This is a genomic window from Piscibacillus salipiscarius JCM 13188 (genome assembly GCF_001311865.1).
GTDB classification, from domain to species: domain Bacteria; phylum Bacillota; class Bacilli; order Bacillales; family Alkalibacillaceae; genus Piscibacillus; species Piscibacillus salipiscarius.
Map to the genome: position 1 here is coordinate 35,830 of NZ_BBCD01000013.1, position 16,066 is coordinate 51,895.

Annotated in this window: 24 protein-coding genes, 3 pseudogenes and 1 riboswitch; all 27 genes and pseudogenes read right to left on the bottom strand. The window is 39.3% G+C overall.

Translation table 11 applies throughout. The features are described from left to right. Positions 1–4: 4 nt before the first annotated feature. Positions 5–1,300: an adenylosuccinate lyase gene (gene purB, locus JCM13188_RS10030; RefSeq protein WP_054753827.1), complete on the bottom strand. Its 1,296-nt coding sequence runs from the start codon at positions 1,298–1,300 to the stop codon at positions 5–7. Positions 1,301–1,303: 3 nt separating this feature from the next. Further along, positions 1,304–2,428, bottom strand: a complete 1,125-nt coding sequence (gene purK / locus JCM13188_RS10035) for a 5-(carboxyamino)imidazole ribonucleotide synthase (protein WP_054753830.1) — start codon at positions 2,426–2,428, stop codon at positions 1,304–1,306. Then, the gene (gene purE, locus JCM13188_RS10040) at positions 2,422–2,916 is read right to left on the bottom strand and encodes a 5-(carboxyamino)imidazole ribonucleotide mutase (protein WP_054753831.1); all 495 of its coding nucleotides are present in this window, start codon (positions 2,914–2,916) and stop codon (positions 2,422–2,424) included. The genes purK and purE overlap by 7 nt, the downstream gene beginning before the upstream one ends. Before the next feature lie 91 nt (positions 2,917–3,007). After that, positions 3,008–3,109, bottom strand: a riboswitch (purine riboswitch). A 100-nt stretch (positions 3,110–3,209) separates the two neighbouring features. Further along, on the bottom strand, positions 3,210–3,950 hold the full coding sequence (gene truA / locus JCM13188_RS10045; RefSeq protein ID WP_054753833.1) for a tRNA pseudouridine(38-40) synthase TruA: 741 nt from the start codon (positions 3,948–3,950) through the stop codon (positions 3,210–3,212). Positions 3,951–3,961: 11 nt separating this feature from the next. Continuing rightward, positions 3,962–4,759: an energy-coupling factor transporter transmembrane component T family protein gene (locus JCM13188_RS10050; protein ID WP_054753835.1), complete on the bottom strand. Its 798-nt coding sequence runs from the start codon at positions 4,757–4,759 to the stop codon at positions 3,962–3,964. After that, the gene (locus JCM13188_RS10055; protein ID WP_054753837.1) at positions 4,753–5,610 is read right to left on the bottom strand and encodes an energy-coupling factor transporter ATPase; all 858 of its coding nucleotides are present in this window, start codon (positions 5,608–5,610) and stop codon (positions 4,753–4,755) included. The genes JCM13188_RS10050 and JCM13188_RS10055 overlap by 7 nt, the downstream gene beginning before the upstream one ends. Continuing rightward, entirely contained in the window at positions 5,607–5,825 is a 219-nt protein-coding gene (locus JCM13188_RS20895) for an energy-coupling factor ABC transporter ATP-binding protein (RefSeq protein ID WP_369404945.1), read from the bottom strand. The genes JCM13188_RS10055 and JCM13188_RS20895 overlap by 4 nt, the downstream gene beginning before the upstream one ends. 23 nt (positions 5,826–5,848) lie before the next feature. Then, positions 5,849–6,412: an ATP-binding cassette domain-containing protein gene (locus JCM13188_RS10060; protein WP_369404946.1), complete on the bottom strand. Its 564-nt coding sequence runs from the start codon at positions 6,410–6,412 to the stop codon at positions 5,849–5,851. A 237-nt stretch (positions 6,413–6,649) separates the two neighbouring features. Then, positions 6,650–7,009 (bottom strand): 50S ribosomal protein L17, encoded by a 360-nt coding sequence (rplQ, locus tag JCM13188_RS10065; protein WP_054753839.1) that lies wholly within the window; start codon positions 7,007–7,009, stop codon positions 6,650–6,652. Positions 7,010–7,053: 44 nt separating this feature from the next. Continuing rightward, positions 7,054–7,998, bottom strand: a complete 945-nt coding sequence (locus tag JCM13188_RS10070; protein ID WP_054753841.1) for a DNA-directed RNA polymerase subunit alpha — start codon at positions 7,996–7,998, stop codon at positions 7,054–7,056. A gap of 174 nt (positions 7,999–8,172) precedes the next feature. Further along, a pseudogene (gene rpsK, locus JCM13188_RS10075) lies at positions 8,173–8,572 on the bottom strand (30S ribosomal protein S11). Between the two features lie 24 nt (positions 8,573–8,596). Continuing rightward, on the bottom strand, positions 8,597–8,962 hold the full coding sequence (rpsM, locus tag JCM13188_RS10080; protein ID WP_054753844.1) for a 30S ribosomal protein S13: 366 nt from the start codon (positions 8,960–8,962) through the stop codon (positions 8,597–8,599). 23 nt (positions 8,963–8,985) lie between these two features. Next, complete coding sequence (rpmJ, locus tag JCM13188_RS10085) at positions 8,986–9,099, bottom strand: 50S ribosomal protein L36 (RefSeq protein WP_039312872.1); 114 nt, start codon at positions 9,097–9,099, stop codon at positions 8,986–8,988. A gap of 28 nt (positions 9,100–9,127) precedes the next feature. After that, the gene (gene infA, locus JCM13188_RS10090; protein ID WP_017185218.1) at positions 9,128–9,346 is read right to left on the bottom strand and encodes a translation initiation factor IF-1; all 219 of its coding nucleotides are present in this window, start codon (positions 9,344–9,346) and stop codon (positions 9,128–9,130) included. Next, complete coding sequence (locus tag JCM13188_RS10095; protein ID WP_054753847.1) at positions 9,333–9,662, bottom strand: KOW domain-containing RNA-binding protein; 330 nt, start codon at positions 9,660–9,662, stop codon at positions 9,333–9,335. Before JCM13188_RS10095 ends, infA begins: the two co-directional genes overlap by 14 nt. Positions 9,663–9,678: 16 nt before the next feature. Continuing rightward, entirely contained in the window at positions 9,679–10,425 is a 747-nt protein-coding gene (gene map / locus JCM13188_RS10100) for a type I methionyl aminopeptidase (protein WP_054753848.1), read from the bottom strand. Continuing rightward, on the bottom strand, positions 10,425–11,075 hold the full coding sequence (locus tag JCM13188_RS10105; RefSeq protein ID WP_054753850.1) for an adenylate kinase: 651 nt from the start codon (positions 11,073–11,075) through the stop codon (positions 10,425–10,427). The genes map and JCM13188_RS10105 overlap by 1 nt, the downstream gene beginning before the upstream one ends. 36 nt (positions 11,076–11,111) lie before the next feature. Next, a complete protein-coding gene (secY, locus tag JCM13188_RS10110; RefSeq protein ID WP_054753852.1) occupies positions 11,112–12,401 on the bottom strand; it encodes a preprotein translocase subunit SecY in 1,290 nt (429 codons plus the stop codon). After that, positions 12,401–12,832, bottom strand: a complete 432-nt coding sequence (gene rplO, locus JCM13188_RS10115) for a 50S ribosomal protein L15 (protein ID WP_054753854.1) — start codon at positions 12,830–12,832, stop codon at positions 12,401–12,403. The genes secY and rplO overlap by 1 nt, the downstream gene beginning before the upstream one ends. Before the next feature lie 31 nt (positions 12,833–12,863). Continuing rightward, positions 12,864–13,046 carry a 50S ribosomal protein L30 gene (gene rpmD / locus JCM13188_RS10120; RefSeq protein ID WP_054753856.1) on the bottom strand — a complete coding sequence of 61 codons (183 nt, stop codon included), beginning with the start codon at positions 13,044–13,046 and terminating at the stop codon, positions 12,864–12,866. A gap of 13 nt (positions 13,047–13,059) precedes the next feature. Next, entirely contained in the window at positions 13,060–13,563 is a 504-nt protein-coding gene (gene rpsE / locus JCM13188_RS10125) for a 30S ribosomal protein S5 (protein ID WP_054753858.1), read from the bottom strand. Between the two features lie 24 nt (positions 13,564–13,587). Next, positions 13,588–13,951, bottom strand: a pseudogene (rplR, locus tag JCM13188_RS10130) (50S ribosomal protein L18). A gap of 32 nt (positions 13,952–13,983) precedes the next feature. Then, on the bottom strand, positions 13,984–14,520 hold the full coding sequence (gene rplF / locus JCM13188_RS10135) for a 50S ribosomal protein L6 (RefSeq protein ID WP_054753861.1): 537 nt from the start codon (positions 14,518–14,520) through the stop codon (positions 13,984–13,986). 26 nt (positions 14,521–14,546) lie between these two features. Further along, positions 14,547–14,942, bottom strand: coding sequence for a 30S ribosomal protein S8 (gene rpsH / locus JCM13188_RS10140; protein ID WP_054753863.1), 396 nt, complete (start codon positions 14,940–14,942; stop codon positions 14,547–14,549). Between the two features lie 31 nt (positions 14,943–14,973). Continuing rightward, the gene (locus tag JCM13188_RS10145) at positions 14,974–15,159 is read right to left on the bottom strand and encodes a type Z 30S ribosomal protein S14 (protein ID WP_054753865.1); all 186 of its coding nucleotides are present in this window, start codon (positions 15,157–15,159) and stop codon (positions 14,974–14,976) included. 24 nt (positions 15,160–15,183) lie between these two features. Next, positions 15,184–15,724: pseudogene (rplE, locus tag JCM13188_RS10150) on the bottom strand (50S ribosomal protein L5). Positions 15,725–15,750: 26 nt separating this feature from the next. After that, a complete protein-coding gene (rplX, locus tag JCM13188_RS10155) occupies positions 15,751–16,062 on the bottom strand; it encodes a 50S ribosomal protein L24 (RefSeq protein WP_054753869.1) in 312 nt (103 codons plus the stop codon). Positions 16,063–16,066: the final 4 nt, after the last annotated feature.

Below are 16,066 nucleotides of genomic sequence, written 5' to 3' on the forward strand. Positions count from 1 at the left end.
CCCCTTAATTTAAACCGACTCTTTCAAAAATGACATCGACATTTTTCAAGTGATAAGTAGCATCAAAACAATCGTCCAATTCCGCTTCTGTCATTTGTTCTTTAATATCTGGATGATTTCTTACGAGCTCTTGGAAAGATGTTTGTTCCTCCCAAGCCTGCATAGTTAGTGGTTGAACAAGATCATAAGCTTTTTCACGCGATAAGCCTTTATCGATTAACGAAAGAAGAACTCTTTGTGAGAAAATCAATCCAAACGTACGATCCATATTACGCTTCATGTTTTCTTCATAGACGGTAAGTTTTTCAACAATGCCCCCAAATCGATTGAGCATGTAATTTAAGGCAATCGTTGCATCAGGCAATATGACGCGCTCTGCGGATGAATGTGAAATATCTCGTTCGTGCCATAACGGAACATTCTCATAAGCTGTCATCATGTATCCGCGAACGACTCTTGCCATACCAGCCATATTTTCGGAACCAATTGGGTTTCGTTTATGCGGCATGGCTGATGATCCCTTTTGGCCTTTGGCGAAAAACTCCTCAACTTCTCTTGTTTCACTTTTTTGAAGACCTCTAATTTCAACGGCCATTTTTTCAATTGATGTGGCAATTAGCGCTAACGTCGACATATAATGCGCATGACGGTCACGCTGAAGCGTTTGAGTCGATATCGGCGCTGCTTTAAGCCCTAGCTTTTCACATACATATTGTTCAACGAATGGATCGATATTGGCATAGGTGCCAACTGCTCCTGACATTTTGCCATAACCAATCGTGTCAGCTGCTGCGTCAAACCTTTCTAAGTTACGTTTCATCTCTTCGTACCATAAACCAAGTTTTAACCCAAATGTCGTCGGCTCAGCATGCACACCGTGTGTGCGTCCCATCATAACTGTATATTTGTGTTCTAAAGCTTTAGTTTTTAAAATTTCAACAAAACGCACAAGATCTTTTCGTATAATATCATTCGCTTGTTTAATGACGTATCCTAAAGCTGTATCCACTACATCTGTTGAGGTTAATCCGTAGTGCACCCACTTCTTTTCATCACCCAATGTCTCTGATACTGCGCGTGTGAATGCGACCACATCATGGCGCGTTTCTGCCTCAATTTCTTTAATTCGGTTCACATCAAATGATGCATTTTCTCTTAGTTTCTTAACATCTTCTTTTGGAATCACACCTAGTTCTGCCCAAGCCTCACAAGCAAGAATCTCAACCTCAAGCCACGCTTGATATTTGTTCTCTTCCGTCCAAATCTGACCCATTTCTTCCCTTGTATAACGTTCAATCATCGTTTATTGCCTCCATATATCTAAATCTTTTATTTGTTGCAAGAGCCCTTTTGTGTGGTCTCCAATAAAATTAACATGACCCATTTTTCGTTTCGGTTTAACTTCAGCTTTACCATATAAATGTAGTTTGGCGTTTTTGACCACAGGGATTCGCTTAACTACATCAGGTATATGTTCACCTAGCACATTCATCATGACAACTGGGTGGTTTAATGTTGTTTCAGCTAAGCTCATTCCTGTAATCGCCCTAATGTGTTGTTCAAATTGTGATGTACGGCAAGCATCTAACGTATAATGCCCTGAATTGTGTGGCCTAGGCGCGACTTCATTAATATAAATTTCACCTTCTTGAGTTAGAAACATCTCAACTCCGAACGTTCCGACCATTCCAATGGATTCAGCAAGTTCTACTGCAGCCTCTTTCGCTTGTTCCTCTACATCTTGTGTAATTCTCGCAGGAACAATGGACTTTAACAAAATATGCTCAACATGAATATTTTCTGATGCAGGAAAAGTTTTAACCTCGCCATTCACACCGCGACTAACCATGACTGATATTTCTTTTTCAAATGGCAAAAACTGCTCAAGAATACATAATCCTGATTTTAATTGAGGCTCTGCTTCAGCAAGATCATCTGAGCTCTTCAGTATTTGCTGACCTTTTCCATCATAGCCACCTCTTCTTGTCTTTAACACACAAGGATAACCAATTTCATCAATTGCTTTTAATAAGTCTGATTGATCACTGACTAGTTTATAAGGAACAACCTTTGCTCCGCTATTAGTGATCGCTTCTTTTTCAAATGCTCGGTCTTGAGACACCTTAATTAAATGACTGCCTTGAGGGACGTAACCATTTTGAACTAGATACTGACAAACTTCTAAATCAATACTCTCAAATTCGTAAGTGATGACGTCGGACTGATCAAGCAGTTTTTGTGCAGCCAGTTGATCATCATACGATGCTGTTATTTCAACATCAGCAATCTGACCAGTAGGCGAATTTGGAGTTGGGTCCATAATTGCAATTCGAAACCCCATTTGTTTTGCAGCGATTGCCATCATTCTACCTAATTGACCGCCACCTAATATTCCAATTGTTTGGCCTGGTTTGATTTGCTTTACCATGTTTGCAGCTCCTCGTTTGAATGTTCGACTTTTTCCTTTAATGCTTCTCTTCTATTATGTAATCGACTAGCTAATTCATCATCGTAAACGGCCAGTTGCTGAGCAGCTAATAAACCAGCATTTATAGCTCCCGCTTTACCAATTGCCACAGTTGCAACTGGCACACCACCCGGCATCTGAACGATGGACAATAACGAATCTAGACCATTTAACGCTTTCGACTGAACCGGCACTCCAATAACTGGAATTAATGTTTTCGAAGCGACCATCCCCGGTAGATGTGCTGCTCCTCCAGCTCCAGCAATGATGACTTTAATACCTCTGTCTTTAGCCGTCTCTGCGTAGTGGAACATTTTATCAGGAGTTCGGTGAGCTGATACCACTTCCTTCTCATAACTCACACCTAACTCTTCTAATACATCACAAGCATGCTTCATCGTTTCCCAATCTGATGTGCTTCCCATAATCACTCCAACTTGAGCTTGCATGTTAGTCCTCCTTAATATCTAAGAAAATAAAACAGACTGCTTTCCCAATATGAGGAAAGCAGTCTGGATACACGTCACCCTAAACTTATCGCATGCAGAATACTTCCCTCATAGTCCAGTCGTTTACGGCGACTGGGTAGAGACTTTTGGGCCATATTCCCAACGTTATATGAGGGTTAATTTATTTAACTGTTCGTAATTACAAAACCATTATAACATGATGGAGATGATATTCAACCATCTAATCTAAAAATCCGAAATTAAATTTAATTTTATAATTAAATGTTCGGATTTTACTCATAACTGACTTGTTTTAAATACAATCCATGACCTGGCGCTGTCAAACCTAATACTCGCCTGTCTAACGTTTCAAAGGCTTTTTGTATACAAGAAATTTCTCTTTTGCCAAGGCCTATTTCAATCAGTGTACCGACAATAATCCGAACCATATGCGTTAAAAAACCATTTCCTGTAATCTCAAAATAAATACGCTCACCATCACTCATCACCTTGAAATCATAGATAGTCCTAACTTTACCACCTTTGACATTAGACTTTGATGCTGCAAACGCTGTAAAGTCATGTGTTCCAATAATATTTTTAGCCGCTTCCTTTATCTTCTCTAGAGATAATGTCTGAGGTACATGCCACTCAAAGTTTCTTCTAAATAAATCATGGTCTTTTCTGTTGAGTACAATATAGCGATAAGTTTTGCGTTTAGCATCTTTCCTTGCATGAAAATATCCATCAACTACTTGGGCTGCTTTTACCTTTATATCCAAAGGTAGTAAGGTGGTTAACGCGTGCTTCCAGGTAGCTTCGTCTAAATCTAAGGTGGTGTCGAAATGGATGACTTGATCCAAGGCATGAACTTTAGAATCAGTCCTGCCAGATGAATGAATTCGAACCTGCTCGTGATGCATTTTCTTAAGTGCCTTTTCAATTGTTAGCTGAACGGTGCGTTTTTCAAGCTGAACTTGATACCCTTCGAAGTTAGTGCCGTCATATTCAACTCGTAACATGATTCGCTTCATAAGCATACTCCTTAAAACTCTATTAAACAAAATAAGAATATCATAAGTAAAAACATGATACTTACGACAACATCTTGTCTTTTGAACCTTAACTCGCGAAACTTAGTGCGGTATTCACCGCCTCGGTACCCCCTTGCCTCCATAGCAATTGCGAGGTCTTCTGCACGCCTAAAAGCATTAATAAAAAGGGGAATGAATAATGGTAAAATAGCCTGAGCTCGGTCCTTTAATTTTCCAGTACTCATATCTAACCCCCGAGATGCCTGTGCTTTAGAAATCTTATCCATCTCTTGCATTAAGGTCGGAATAAATCTTAATGAAATTGACATCATGAGAGCTAATTCATGAACTGGAACATTTATTTTCTTTAAGGGCTTTAACAAAGACTCGACGGCATCTGTTATTGCAATGGGTGGTGTTGTTAATGTTAAGACCGTGGTCATTAGAATGAGTAGGAAGAACCTTAATGAAATTTTTGCTCCTTTAATGAAGGCACCCTGATGGATGTCCCATCCCATCACATTAAATAAAGTTGGCCCTTCTTTTGTAATAATAAGATGAAGTACCAACGTTATAATGATAATCCACCAAACAGGTTTTAAACCTTTCGCAATATATTTAACAGGAATAGTTGTCAATGTCGTTGTCAATATAGCAAATATTAATAGAATTAAGTAACTCCACACACCGTCAGCTATAAAGATCGTTATGACGAAGAAAAATACGATGAGCATTTTGGTTCTTGGATCCAGTCGGTGAATTATTGAGTCCTTAGGCATATATTGACCGATAATAAATGAGCTCATGATAAATCCCTCAATTTTATAGCCTTTACGACTTCACTTACCAGTTCATCTAATGTCTGGCCTTTATATGGAATATCAATATCGAATTGCTTTTTTAATTCATCTAGAAATAAAAACTCATCTGGAGGTTGTAACCCAGATTTTCTTAATACTTCTTGATCAGAAAACACCTCTATTGGTTTACCCTGAACAGCTATTCTTCCTTGATCAAAAATGATTAACTGATCAGCAGCGCGAAGAACATGCTCCATATGGTGCGTGATCATAATGATTGTTTTGCCCTGGCTTTGTAATATTTGAAATAAATCCATTAGTTGCCTCTGTCCAGTCGGGTCTAATCCTGCTGTTGGTTCATCTAGAATTAATACTGATGGGTCTAATATTAATGCACTCGCAATTGCGACACGGCGTTTCTGTCCGCCGCTTAATTCAAACGGCGACCGATCTAATAGCTCTGATGATAAACCTACTGCCTTAACTACTTGCTCAATTTGAGAATCTGTTACTTTTATTCCAAAATTCTTGGGACCAAATATTAATTCTTTTTTAACCGTTTCTTCAAAAAGTTGATGTTCAGGATATTGAAAAACCATAGCCACTTGTTTTCTTAGTTCTTTGATTGATTTATTTTTTCCTTGAGTTAAAGAAAAATCACCTGCGACAATCTCGCCTTGCGTTGGTCTCAACAAACCATTGATTAATTGCACCATAGTCGACTTACCAGAACCTGTCCGGCCAGCTACACAAGTAAAAGAACCTTTTCGTATAGAAAGATTTATATCTTCCAGCGCTCGATTTTCAAGTGGTGTATTAGGTTGATATGTATAACTAACATCCTTAAAGTCTAAGTTCATAACTGTTTCACCAAATCTTGTATGTGAAGTGGCTCATGGTCAAAACGAAACCCTTGCTCTTTAAAAGCTTTTGTTAATTTGGTTACGTATGGTGCCATAAGACCTACTTCCCTAAGCTTTGTTTCATTTTTTAGTAACTGCAGTGGTTCTCCGTCAAAATATATTTCCCCGTCTTTTAATACGACTACACGATTTGCCTTTAATACTTCTTTCATATCATGTGTGATTGAAACTGTAGTCAGTCCCTTTGTTCATGAAGTCTCGAAATAGTATTAATAAGTTCATCTCTACTTACTGGATCAAGCATCGTTGTAGCTTCATCAAGTATTAAGACACTTGGTAACATGGCTAATATCCCAGCAATAGCTAACCGCTGCTTTTGCCCACCTGATAGATTAAATGGTTCTTTCCATTTATAATCAGATAAACCGACTAACGTTAGACTTTCATCAACCCTACGTTCCATCTCCTGTCTTGATAAACGCATATTTTCAAGTCCAAACACTACATCATCCAATACTGTAGTCCCTACAAATTGATTCTCAGGATTTTGAAATACCATGCCAACCTTTTGCCTAATTTCCCAGATACCTTCATCTGTCACCACCTCGTTGTCCACCAACACCTCCCCCTGTTGAGGCATTAATAAACCATTAATGTGCTTAGCCAAAGTCGACTTCCCTGAACCATTATGACCAATTAACGCAACCCATTCGCCTTTATTGATGGTTAAATTGAAATTATTAATAACAGGTGGACCTTGATTAGAGTAATGGAACAAAACATTCTTGAATTCTATCAACTTAATGACTCCTTTATATTTCCGAGGAAATGAATCTTGCTTTATTTTATCATAATTTGTCGATATTGTTTAATTGGATTTAATAGGTGGTTGACAATCAACTTGGACAAAAACACTAATCTACATTATTATAAAAAACTGCCCTACAATTTATGTAGGACAGTCTGCCATAAAAAGGGAACAGTTTCCATGTACCGGAACCTGAACCCCCTTCCTTTTTTTGAATGAGTCATTCAATTAGTCAACTAATTCAATAATCACCGTTTTTGCTCCGTCACCTTTACGTTCTCCCACTTTTAAAATGCGAGTATATCCGCCTTGGCGTTCTTCAAAGCGCGGACCAATATCAGAGAATAATTTTTGAAGTGCATTTTGACCTTCTTCCGTCTCAGCATCTCTTAAGTAAGAAGCTGCTTGGCGACGAGCGTGAAGATCACCACGCTTACCTAGCGTGATTAACTTTTCTACAACCGGACGTAGGTTTTTAGCTTTCGCTTCAGTTGTTTCAATGCGCTCATGAACAACTAAGTCCGTAGCAAGGTTACGTAACAACGCTTTACGTTGTTCCGAAGTACGACCTAACTTTGTCTTTGGCATTCCCAAAACCTCCTTTATAGGAAAATTCTATCGATGTAAGATGATTAGTCGTCTTTACGAAGGCCTAAATTTAAATCATTAAGTTTATTCTTAACTTCGTCTAGTGATTTACGACCTAAGTTACGAACCTTCATCATGTCTTCTTCTGATTTTTGTGTTAGTTCATGCACGGTATTAATACCAGCACGTTTTAGACAGTTGTAAGAACGAACAGATAGATCTAATTCTTCAATTGTCATCTCTAACACTTTTTCTTTCTGGTCTTCTTCTTTTTCAACCATAATCTCCGCTTGTTGCGCTTCATCCGTCAGGCTTACGAATACATTCAAGTGCTCTGTGAAAATTTTAGCGCCTAATGAGATCGCCTCTTCAGGACGAATACTTCCATCTGTCCACACATCTAAAGTCAATTTATCAAAATTCGTAACTTGACCAATACGTGTGTTCTCAACTTGATAAGTTACACGTTTAACCGGTGTGAAGATTGAATCTATAGGGATAACACCTATTGGCTGATCATCATGTTTGTTTGCTTCTGCTGGACGGTAACCGCGCCCTCTTTCAGCAAAGATTTTCATACTTAATTTACCATTACCTGAGATTGTCGCAATCTTCAAGTCAGGGTTTAAAATTTCAACATCGCTATCGTGTTGAATGTCTCTTGCAAATACTTCTCCTTCTCCTTGAGCATTAATTTCAAGAGTCTTTTGATCATCTGAATAAATTTTAAGTGCGAGTTGTTTCAAGTTTAGAACGATCGTTGTGACGTCCTCAACGACATAGTCTAACGTTGAAAACTCATGTAGGGCACCTTCAATTTGTACAGATGTGACCGCAGCTCCAGGAAGTGAGGATAATAAGATACGACGTAAGGAGTTACCTACTGTAGTTCCATAACCGCGCTCTAACGGTTCGATGACAAACTTACCTAACGTAGTATCCTCATTAATTTCAACTGTTTCCACTTTCGGTTTTTCAATTTCAATCATTCACAAAACCCTCCTTCAAACGTCGAAACATCGACGATACCGAGCCGTATCCCCGAACATTCCTCAAGGCAGGAACCCATGCAGGACATGGGATGGAATCCTGCGTATACCGTGTAAAACCTTATTTTCCTATCATATCCCATTATAGACAGGGTTACAAATTATATACCTGTATTAAACACGACGACGTTGGTGGGCGGCAACCATTGTGTGGTACAGGTGTTACATCAATAATTGAAGTAATTTCTAGACCTGCAGCTTGTAATGAACGAATCGCTGCTTCACGGCCAGCCCCTGGACCTTTTACAGCCACTTCAATAGTTTTCATGCCGCTTTCTTGTGCTGATTTCGCCGCAACTTCTGCTGCCATCTGCGCTGCGAAAGGTGTTGATTTACGTGAACCTCTAAAACCAAGTGAACCAGCACTGCTCCAAGCAACGGCGTTACCGTTATCGTCAGTAATGGTTACAATTGTGTTGTTAAAAGTAGAACGAATGTGAGCAACACCGGATTCTATATTCTTTTTCACACGACGCTTTCTGCGTGTAGTGGTTTGTTTACCTTTACGAGCCATGATTTAGCCAACCTCCTTTAATGCTTATTTTCTCTTATTCGCTACTGTACGGCGTGGGCCTTTACGTGTACGAGAGTTGTTTTTTGTTTTCTGTCCACGCGTAGGTAGTCCGCGACGATGACGAATACCTCTGTAACTACCGATTTCAATTAGACGTTTAATGTTAAGAGATGTTTCACGACGAAGGTCACCTTCAACTGTGAAATTCTCAACTGCTTTACGGATGCTTGCTAATTCATCTTCAGTTAGATCACGAACACGTGTATCTTCTGAGACACCAGCATTTTTTAAGATTTCTTGAGCTGTTGATTTCCCGATACCGTAGATATACGTTAATGAGATAACTACGCGTTTATCGCGAGGAACATCAATACCTGCAATACGTGCCATGTGTGCACTGCACCTCCTTTAGATTATCCTTGTTTCTGTTTGTGTTTAGGATTCTCGCAAATTACCATTACGCGGCCTTTACGACGAATAACTTTACATTTTTCACAAATCGGTTTTACTGAAGGTCTTACTTTCATTGTTCTTACCTCCTTTTAGATCGGAGTTTTATTTATAACGATACGTGATACGACCTCTTGATAAATCATACGGTGACATTTCAACGGTTACTTTGTCACCAGGTAGAATACGGATGAAGTGCATACGTATTTTACCCGACACATGAGCTAAGATCTCATGGCCATTTTCTAACTCTACTTTGAACATAGCGTTCGGTAAAGTCTCAAGGACCGTACCTTCCATTTCAATAACATCATCTTTCGCCATAGAGAGAATCTCCCTTCTTCCAATCTGCTAACTCTTCGTTAACAAATTTTGATATTGCGAAGCGAAGTTTACCGTTGGTTACACGACCAGTTTCTATCATTGATTTCTCAACTTCTGGAGAAATATAATCTAATAAATCAACATGATGAATGTTCTTACGTTTCGGTCGATCAAACTTTCGTTTATCACCATCGGCTAACAAAACAAATGTTTCATCTAGCACTTCAATGATAATTGCATATTGATCGGCCTCACGACCACGATTGATTCTCACTAATTGACCAATTCTGGGACTTCCAGATTCACCATCGACCAATCATCATCACCTTCACTTAAACTTTAGTTAAGATTTCGTATCCATCATCCGTTACAACAACGGTGTGTTCAAAGTGTGCACAATTGCTACTATCTTCAGTAACGACAGTCCAATTGTCACTTAATGTCCGAACATAACGCTCCCCTATATTAACCATAGGTTCAATGGCTAAAACCATTCCTTTTTTCATTCTAGGACCTTTATTAGGAGGTCCAAAGTTTGAAATGTGAGGATCTTCATGAAGGTTTTGCCCAATTCCGTGTCCACCATATTCCCTAACAATCGTAAAACCAAATGGCTCTACATACTTTTGAATTGCATGAGATATATCAGACAATCGGTTACCTGGTTTAACTTGTTTTAAACCTTCAAACAGCGACGCTTCTGTTACTGTTAATAACTCTTGTGTTTTTTCATCAATGTCTCCTACAGCATAAGTCCAAGCTGAATCACCATGATAACCCTGGTAATTCGCACCGATATCGATGCTAATGATATCTCCATCTTCTAATGCACGGCTACTTGGAATCCCATGTACAAGTTCTTCATTTACAGAGACACAAATACTACCTTTAAAGCCGTTATAACCTTTAAAAGAAGGTGTCGCGTCATGACTGCGAATGAATTTCTCCGCAATGTCATCCAGTTCTTTCGTAGTTACACCAGGGCGAATATGCTTCTTAAGCTCCTGATGAGTTAATGCTACGATTTTACCCGCCTGTCGCATTATTTCAATTTCTCGTGGAGTTTTATTAATAATCATTAAGCTAGGCCTCCGATTTTTTCATCGATCTGCTCAAAAACGACATTAATGTCTTGATCGCCATCCACTTCTACTAGATAACCTTTATCTCTATAGAAATCTAATAGAGGTTTCATCTGCTTAGAATTCACACTTAATCTATTTTTCACTGTTTCAGGTTGATCATCTTCACGTTGTATTAGTTTTGCCCCATCATGGTCACAAATACCCTCTTCTTTTGGTGGGTTAAACTCAACATGGTATGTCGCACCGCACTCTGGGCAAATACGACGACCTGTTAGACGTTCCACTAATTTCTCTTCAGGTACGTTAACATGAAGGACATAATCTAATTTTGTATTTAAATCATCTAATAGAGATTCAAGAGCATCAGCCTGTGCAACAGTACGAGGGAATCCGTCGAGTAAGAAACCTTTTTCACAATCTGGCTTGCTTAAACGTTCTTTTACAATTCCAATTGTAACCTCATCTGGCACAAGGGCTCCTTCATCCATATAAGACTTTGCTTTCTTGCCTAGTTCTGTTCCTTCTTTAATCGCAGAACGGAACATATCTCCTGTTGAGATATGAGGGATTTCATATTTTTCTACGATCTTTTCTGCTTGGGTACCTTTACCAGCACCTGGTAGCCCCATTAAAATCAGATTCATAATGTCCCCTCGCTCTCGATATAACTCTCAAAAGTCTTACTTAATAAAACCTCTGTAATGACGTTTTACTAATTGACTTTCTAGTTGTTTCATTGTATTTAATGCAACACCAACAACGATTAGTAGACTAGTTCCACCAATTTGTACGGCTGTTGGCAAGCTTGCAATGCTTCCTAAAATGATAGGGAAAATCGATACTACTGCTAAGAATAATGCACCCACAAATGTTAAACGGTAGATCACTCGAGTTAAATAAGTCTCAGTGTTCTTACCAGGGCGAATTCCTGGCACATAACCGCCTTGTTTCTGTAAGTTTTCCGCCATTTGCTCTGGATTAACCTGAACAAATGTGTAGAAATACGTGAATGCAATAATCAGCGCTACGTATAATGTCATACCAACCGGCTTAGTATAATCGAATATATAAGCGATGGTTGATGCTACTTGCCCTTCAAAGAAGTTTGAAATCGTCTGAGGTGCGATAATAAATGAAATAGCAAAGATAATTGGAATAACCCCGGCAGCATTTACTTTTAGAGGTAAATGTGTCGATTGGCCTCCAACTGGTGAACGATTAACCGTTCGTTTTGCATACTGGATTGGAATTTTACGAATTGCCTGTTGGATGAAAATAACACCCACAATGACTGCAATTACGACCAGCATAATTATTCCCAAGATCACTAAGTTTAAAAATAGTTGATCTCCTGCACCAGCGATATAAGTTTCATATAGCTGGTTAACACCATTAGGAATCGCTGCTACGATACCTGCGAAAATTAGGATGGAAATTCCGTTTCCAACCCCGTATTCTGTAATCTGCTCACCAAGCCACATTAAGAATGTCGTACCACCAGTTAAAACTGTAGCAATAACTAGGAATTTAAAGACGTTAGGGTCTTGAATAAGTGTTCCGTTAGTCATGTAGTTAAAACCGATAGACATACCAATTGCTTGAATGAATGCTAAGACTACTGTTCCGTAACGTGTAACTTGTGCTAACTTTCGACGTCCTACTTCCCCTTGTTTTCTCCATTCCGTAAATTTAGGCACAACATCCATTTGCAACAGCTGCATAATGATGGAAGCTGTAATGTATGGGAAGATACCCATAGCGAAGACTGAATATTGGCTTAACGCGCCTCCGCCAAATGTATCAATGAACCCAAATGCGTTCATCTCATTCATAACTTCAATTGCATCACCATTAGTAAATGGAACTGGAATGAATGAACCAATACGGAATACTACAAGAATTGCAAGGGTAAATAGAATTTTACGTCTAATGTCAGCAACACGGAACATGTTTGCAAAAGTACTAAACATTAGATCACCTCAGTTTGACCGCCCGCCGCTTCAATTGCTTCTTTTGCTGAAGCAGAGAACTTTTGCGCTTTTACTGTTAACTTCTTCTCTAGAGAACCGTTACCTAGTACTTTAACGCCTGATTTCACTTTGCTGATTACACCGGCTTCTTGTAGTAATTCAGGAGTTACCTCAGTACCGTCTTCGAAACGATTTAAAGTTTCTAGATTAACAATAGTATACTCTTTTCGGTTGATGTTTGTAAATCCACGTTTCGGTAAACGTTGGAATAATGGCATTTGGCCACCTTCAAAACCTGGGCGCGTACCACCGCCAGAACGAGCTTTCTGACCTTTGTGACCACGACCAGAAGTTTTTCCGTTACCAGATGCCATACCACGACCTACGCGGTTACGATCTTTACGAGAGCCTTTAAGTTCGTGAAGTTTCATGTGAGCACCTCCTCTTTAACATGTGTTAAAACTAAGCTTCTTTTACTGAAACGAGATGTGACACTTTGTTAACCATACCTCGAACAGCTGGAGTATCTTCTAGTACCACCGTTTGACGAATTTTATTTAATCCTAATGCTTTGACTGTGTCGCGTTGGTCTTGTTTACGACCAATAAGACTACGAGTGAGGGTAATTTCTAATTTATTAGCCATCTGTTTTCCCTCCTTATCCTAACAGTTCTTCAACAGACTTACCGCGAAGTTTAGCAACTTCTTCTGCTGTTTTAAGATTAGCTAATCCTGAGATTGTTGCACGAACCATGTTAATTGGAGTATTTGATCCTAGTGATTTAGATAAAATGTCACCTACACCAGCTAGTTCTAATACCGCACGAACTGGTCCACCTGCGATGATTCCAGTACCTTCTGCAGCTGGTTTTAAAAGAATGTTTCCAGCTCCAAATTCACCGTTAATTTGGTGTGGGATTGTTGTGCCAACGATTGGTACACGGATTAAGTTTTTCTTACCATCTTCAACTGCTTTACGGATTGCTTCTGGTACTTCTTGTGCTTTACCAGTACCAAAACCAACGTGTCCGTTTCTGTCACCTACAACAACTAAAGCTGTAAAACGGAAACGACGACCACCTTTTACAACCTTAGCTACACGGTTAACTGTAACTACGCGTTCTTCAATATCTAACTTGCTCGCATCGATTGCTGTGCGCATGTGTTTCCCTCCTTTATCAGTCAATTAAAATTCTAATCCTGTCTCACGTGCTGCATCTGCTAATGCTTTCACGCGACCATGGTAAAGGTAACCTCCACGATCGAAGATTACTGATTTATATCCTTTGTCAACTGCACGCTTACCAATAAGTTCCCCAACTTGTTTAGCAGCTTCTACATTACCAGTAGAATCGCCTTTGAATTCAGGGTCAACGGTTGAAGCGCTAGCGACTGTTTGACCGTTTTGATCGTCGATTAATTGTGCATAATGTGTTTGTTTGAGCGATAAACGTTTAAACGTGGACGTTCAGCTGTACCAGCTAACGTACGACGCATACGTGAATGGCGTTTTTTTTACGAACTACATTTTTATCTGCTTTCGTAATCATTCAGGTCACTCCTTTCTGTCTTTTAACGGATATTATTTAGCAGTTTTACCTTCCTTACGACGTACATACTCGCCTTCGTAACGAATACCTTTACCTTTGTAAGGTTCAGGTGGACGAATAGCGCGAATGTTCGCAGCAACTGCTCCAACTATTTCTTTATCGATTCCTTTAACAACAACTTTTGTGTTAGAAGGAGTCTCAATGTCAATTCCTTCGATTGGGTCAATTTCTACTGGGTGTGAATAACCAGCATTTACAACCAATTTCTTACCTTGCATCTGAGCACGGTAACCAACACCTTGAATTTCAAGTGATTTTTCGAAGCCTTTTGTAACTCCTTCAACCATGTTACCGATTAGACTTCTTGTTGTACCGTGAAGAGAGCGGTGTTCTTTATTTTCACTTGGGCGTTCCACTGTTAACACATTATCTTCTACTTTGATTGTCATATCTTCGTGGAACGTACGAGTTAATTCACCTTTAGGACCTTTTACAGTCACTGTATTTCCATCAAATTTAAATTCAACATCATTTGGGATTTCAAGTGTTTTTAAACCTACACGTGACATACCTTACACCTCCTGACTTTCAAGTATTACCAAACGTAAGCTACTACTTCGCCGCCTACAGCCTGGCTGCGAGCTTCTTTATCCGTTAAAACACCTTTAGAAGTGGATACAACAGCGATTCCTAAGCCGTTTAAAACTTTAGGGATCTCATCTGATTTTGCATACACACGACGTCCAGGCTTACTAATACGTTTAATTCCACTAATAACGCGCTCATTGTTAGCACCGTATTTTAGGAAAAGACGTAAAACACCTTGCTTGTCGTCTTCAATATATTCATAATCGCGAATATAACCTTCACGCTTCAAAATATCCACGATATCTTTTTTAAGTTTAGAAGCTGGGACTTCTAATTGATCATGACGAACCATGTTCGCATTGCGAATTCTTGTTAGCATATCTGCAATTGGATCTGACATCATTTGTACATTACCTCCTTCCCATTTATCGGGTTTACCAGCTTGCTTTTTTAACGCCAGGAATTTGTCCTTCGTAAGCTAATTCACGGAAACAAATACGGCATAATTTAAATTTGCGAATTACGGAATGCGGACGACCGCAACGTTCACAACGAGTGTATTCGCGCACTTTAAATTTTTGTGGGCGCTTTTGTTTTGCGATCATTGATTTTTTAGCCACAATTTTCCCTCCTTATTCAGTAAGTTACTGTTTAAAAGGCATACCGAACTGACCTAATAATTCACGAGCCTCTTCATCAGTATCTGCAGTCGTTACAATAACAATATCCATACCGCGCACTTTACTCACTTTATCGTAATCAATTTCCGGGAAAATCAATTGTTCTTTAACACCTAAAGTATAGTTACCGCGACCGTCGAACGCTCTAGAAGAGATACCACGGAAGTCACGTACACGAGGTAGTGAAACGGCGATTAACTTTTGTAGGAAATCGTACATACGCTCACCACGTAGTGTAACTTTCGCTCCGATTGGCATACCTTCACGTAGACGGAAACCAGCGATTGATTTTTTAGCCTTTGTAACAGTTGGTTTTTGACCGGAAATTAGAGTTAATTCTTCAACAGCATTTTCAAGCGCTTTTGCGTTTTGAACAGCGTCACCAACACCCATGTTGACCACGATTTTTTCAACTTTTGGCGCTTGCATTACAGAGCTATAGTTAAAATTTCTCAACTAAGCTAGGAACAATCTCTTCATTGTACTTTTTCTTTAGTTCGTTCATCTTATAGACCTCCTTTCACGCAACTACTATTTATCTAAAGGTTCACCTGAATTTTTAGCGATACGGACTTTCTTTCCGTCGCGCTCTTCATAACCGACACGAGTAGGCTCACCTGATTTAGGATCGATAGGCATAACATTAGAAACATGAATTGGCGCTTCTTGGTTCAAGATTCCACCCTGTGGATTTTCTTGTGAAGGCTTAGCGTGTTTCTTAACGTAATTAACACCTTCAACCAAAACGCGTTCTTTCTTTGGATAGGCTTCTAAGATTGTGCCTTCTTTACCTTTATCTTTACCAGTAATAACTTTGACTTTATCGCCTTTCTTTACATGCATGAAT

What these genes read in the sequence shown, in the direction of transcription:
- purB (WP_054753827.1), bottom strand. Translation starts at nt 1,300, where the DNA reads ATGATTGAACGTTATACAAGGGAAGAAATGGGTCAGATTTGGACGGAA.
- purK (WP_054753830.1), bottom strand. Translation starts at nt 2,428, where the DNA reads ATGGTAAAGCAAATCAAACCAGGCCAAACAATTGGAATATTAGGTGGC.
- purE (WP_054753831.1), bottom strand. Translation starts at nt 2,916, where the DNA reads ATGCAAGCTCAAGTTGGAGTGATTATGGGAAGCACATCAGATTGGGAA.
- truA (WP_054753833.1), bottom strand. Translation starts at nt 3,950, where the DNA reads ATGAAGCGAATCATGTTACGAGTTGAATATGACGGCACTAACTTCGAA.
- JCM13188_RS10055 (WP_054753837.1), bottom strand. Translation starts at nt 5,610, where the DNA reads ATGAACTTAGACTTTAAGGATGTTAGTTATACATATCAACCTAATACA.
- JCM13188_RS20895 (WP_369404945.1), bottom strand. Translation starts at nt 5,825, where the DNA reads ATGAAAGAAGTATTAAAGGCAAATCGTGTAGTCGTATTAAAAGACGGG.
- rplQ (WP_054753839.1), bottom strand. Translation starts at nt 7,009, where the DNA reads ATGCCAAAGACAAAGTTAGGTCGTACTTCGGAACAACGTAAAGCGTTG.
- JCM13188_RS10070 (WP_054753841.1), bottom strand. Translation starts at nt 7,998, where the DNA reads ATGATTGAAATTGAAAAACCGAAAGTGGAAACAGTTGAAATTAATGAG.
- rpsM (WP_054753844.1), bottom strand. Translation starts at nt 8,962, where the DNA reads ATGGCACGTATTGCAGGTATTGATGTTCCTCGCGATAAACGCGTAGTT.
- rpmJ (WP_039312872.1), bottom strand. Translation starts at nt 9,099, where the DNA reads ATGAAAGTAAGACCTTCAGTAAAACCGATTTGTGAAAAATGTAAAGTT.
- infA (WP_017185218.1), bottom strand. Translation starts at nt 9,346, where the DNA reads ATGGCGAAAGATGATGTTATTGAAATGGAAGGTACGGTCCTTGAGACT.
- map (WP_054753848.1), bottom strand. Translation starts at nt 10,425, where the DNA reads ATGATTATTAATAAAACTCCACGAGAAATTGAAATAATGCGACAGGCG.
- JCM13188_RS10105 (WP_054753850.1), bottom strand. Translation starts at nt 11,075, where the DNA reads ATGAATCTGATTTTAATGGGGCTACCAGGTGCTGGTAAAGGTACCCAA.
- secY (WP_054753852.1), bottom strand. Translation starts at nt 12,401, where the DNA reads ATGTTTAGTACTTTTGCAAACATGTTCCGTGTTGCTGACATTAGACGT.
- rplO (WP_054753854.1), bottom strand. Translation starts at nt 12,832, where the DNA reads ATGAAACTTCACGAACTTAAAGGCTCTCGTAAAGATCGTAACCGCGTA.
- rpmD (WP_054753856.1), bottom strand. Translation starts at nt 13,046, where the DNA reads ATGGCTAATAAATTAGAAATTACCCTCACTCGTAGTCTTATTGGTCGT.
- rpsE (WP_054753858.1), bottom strand. Translation starts at nt 13,563, where the DNA reads ATGCGCACAGCAATCGATGCGAGCAAGTTAGATATTGAAGAACGCGTA.
- rplF (WP_054753861.1), bottom strand. Translation starts at nt 14,520, where the DNA reads ATGTCACGTGTAGGTTTAAAAACACTTGAAATCCCAAATGATGTTGAA.
- rpsH (WP_054753863.1), bottom strand. Translation starts at nt 14,942, where the DNA reads ATGATGTCAGATCCAATTGCAGATATGCTAACAAGAATTCGCAATGCG.
- rplX (WP_054753869.1), bottom strand. Translation starts at nt 16,062, where the DNA reads ATGCATGTAAAGAAAGGCGATAAAGTCAAAGTTATTACTGGTAAAGAT.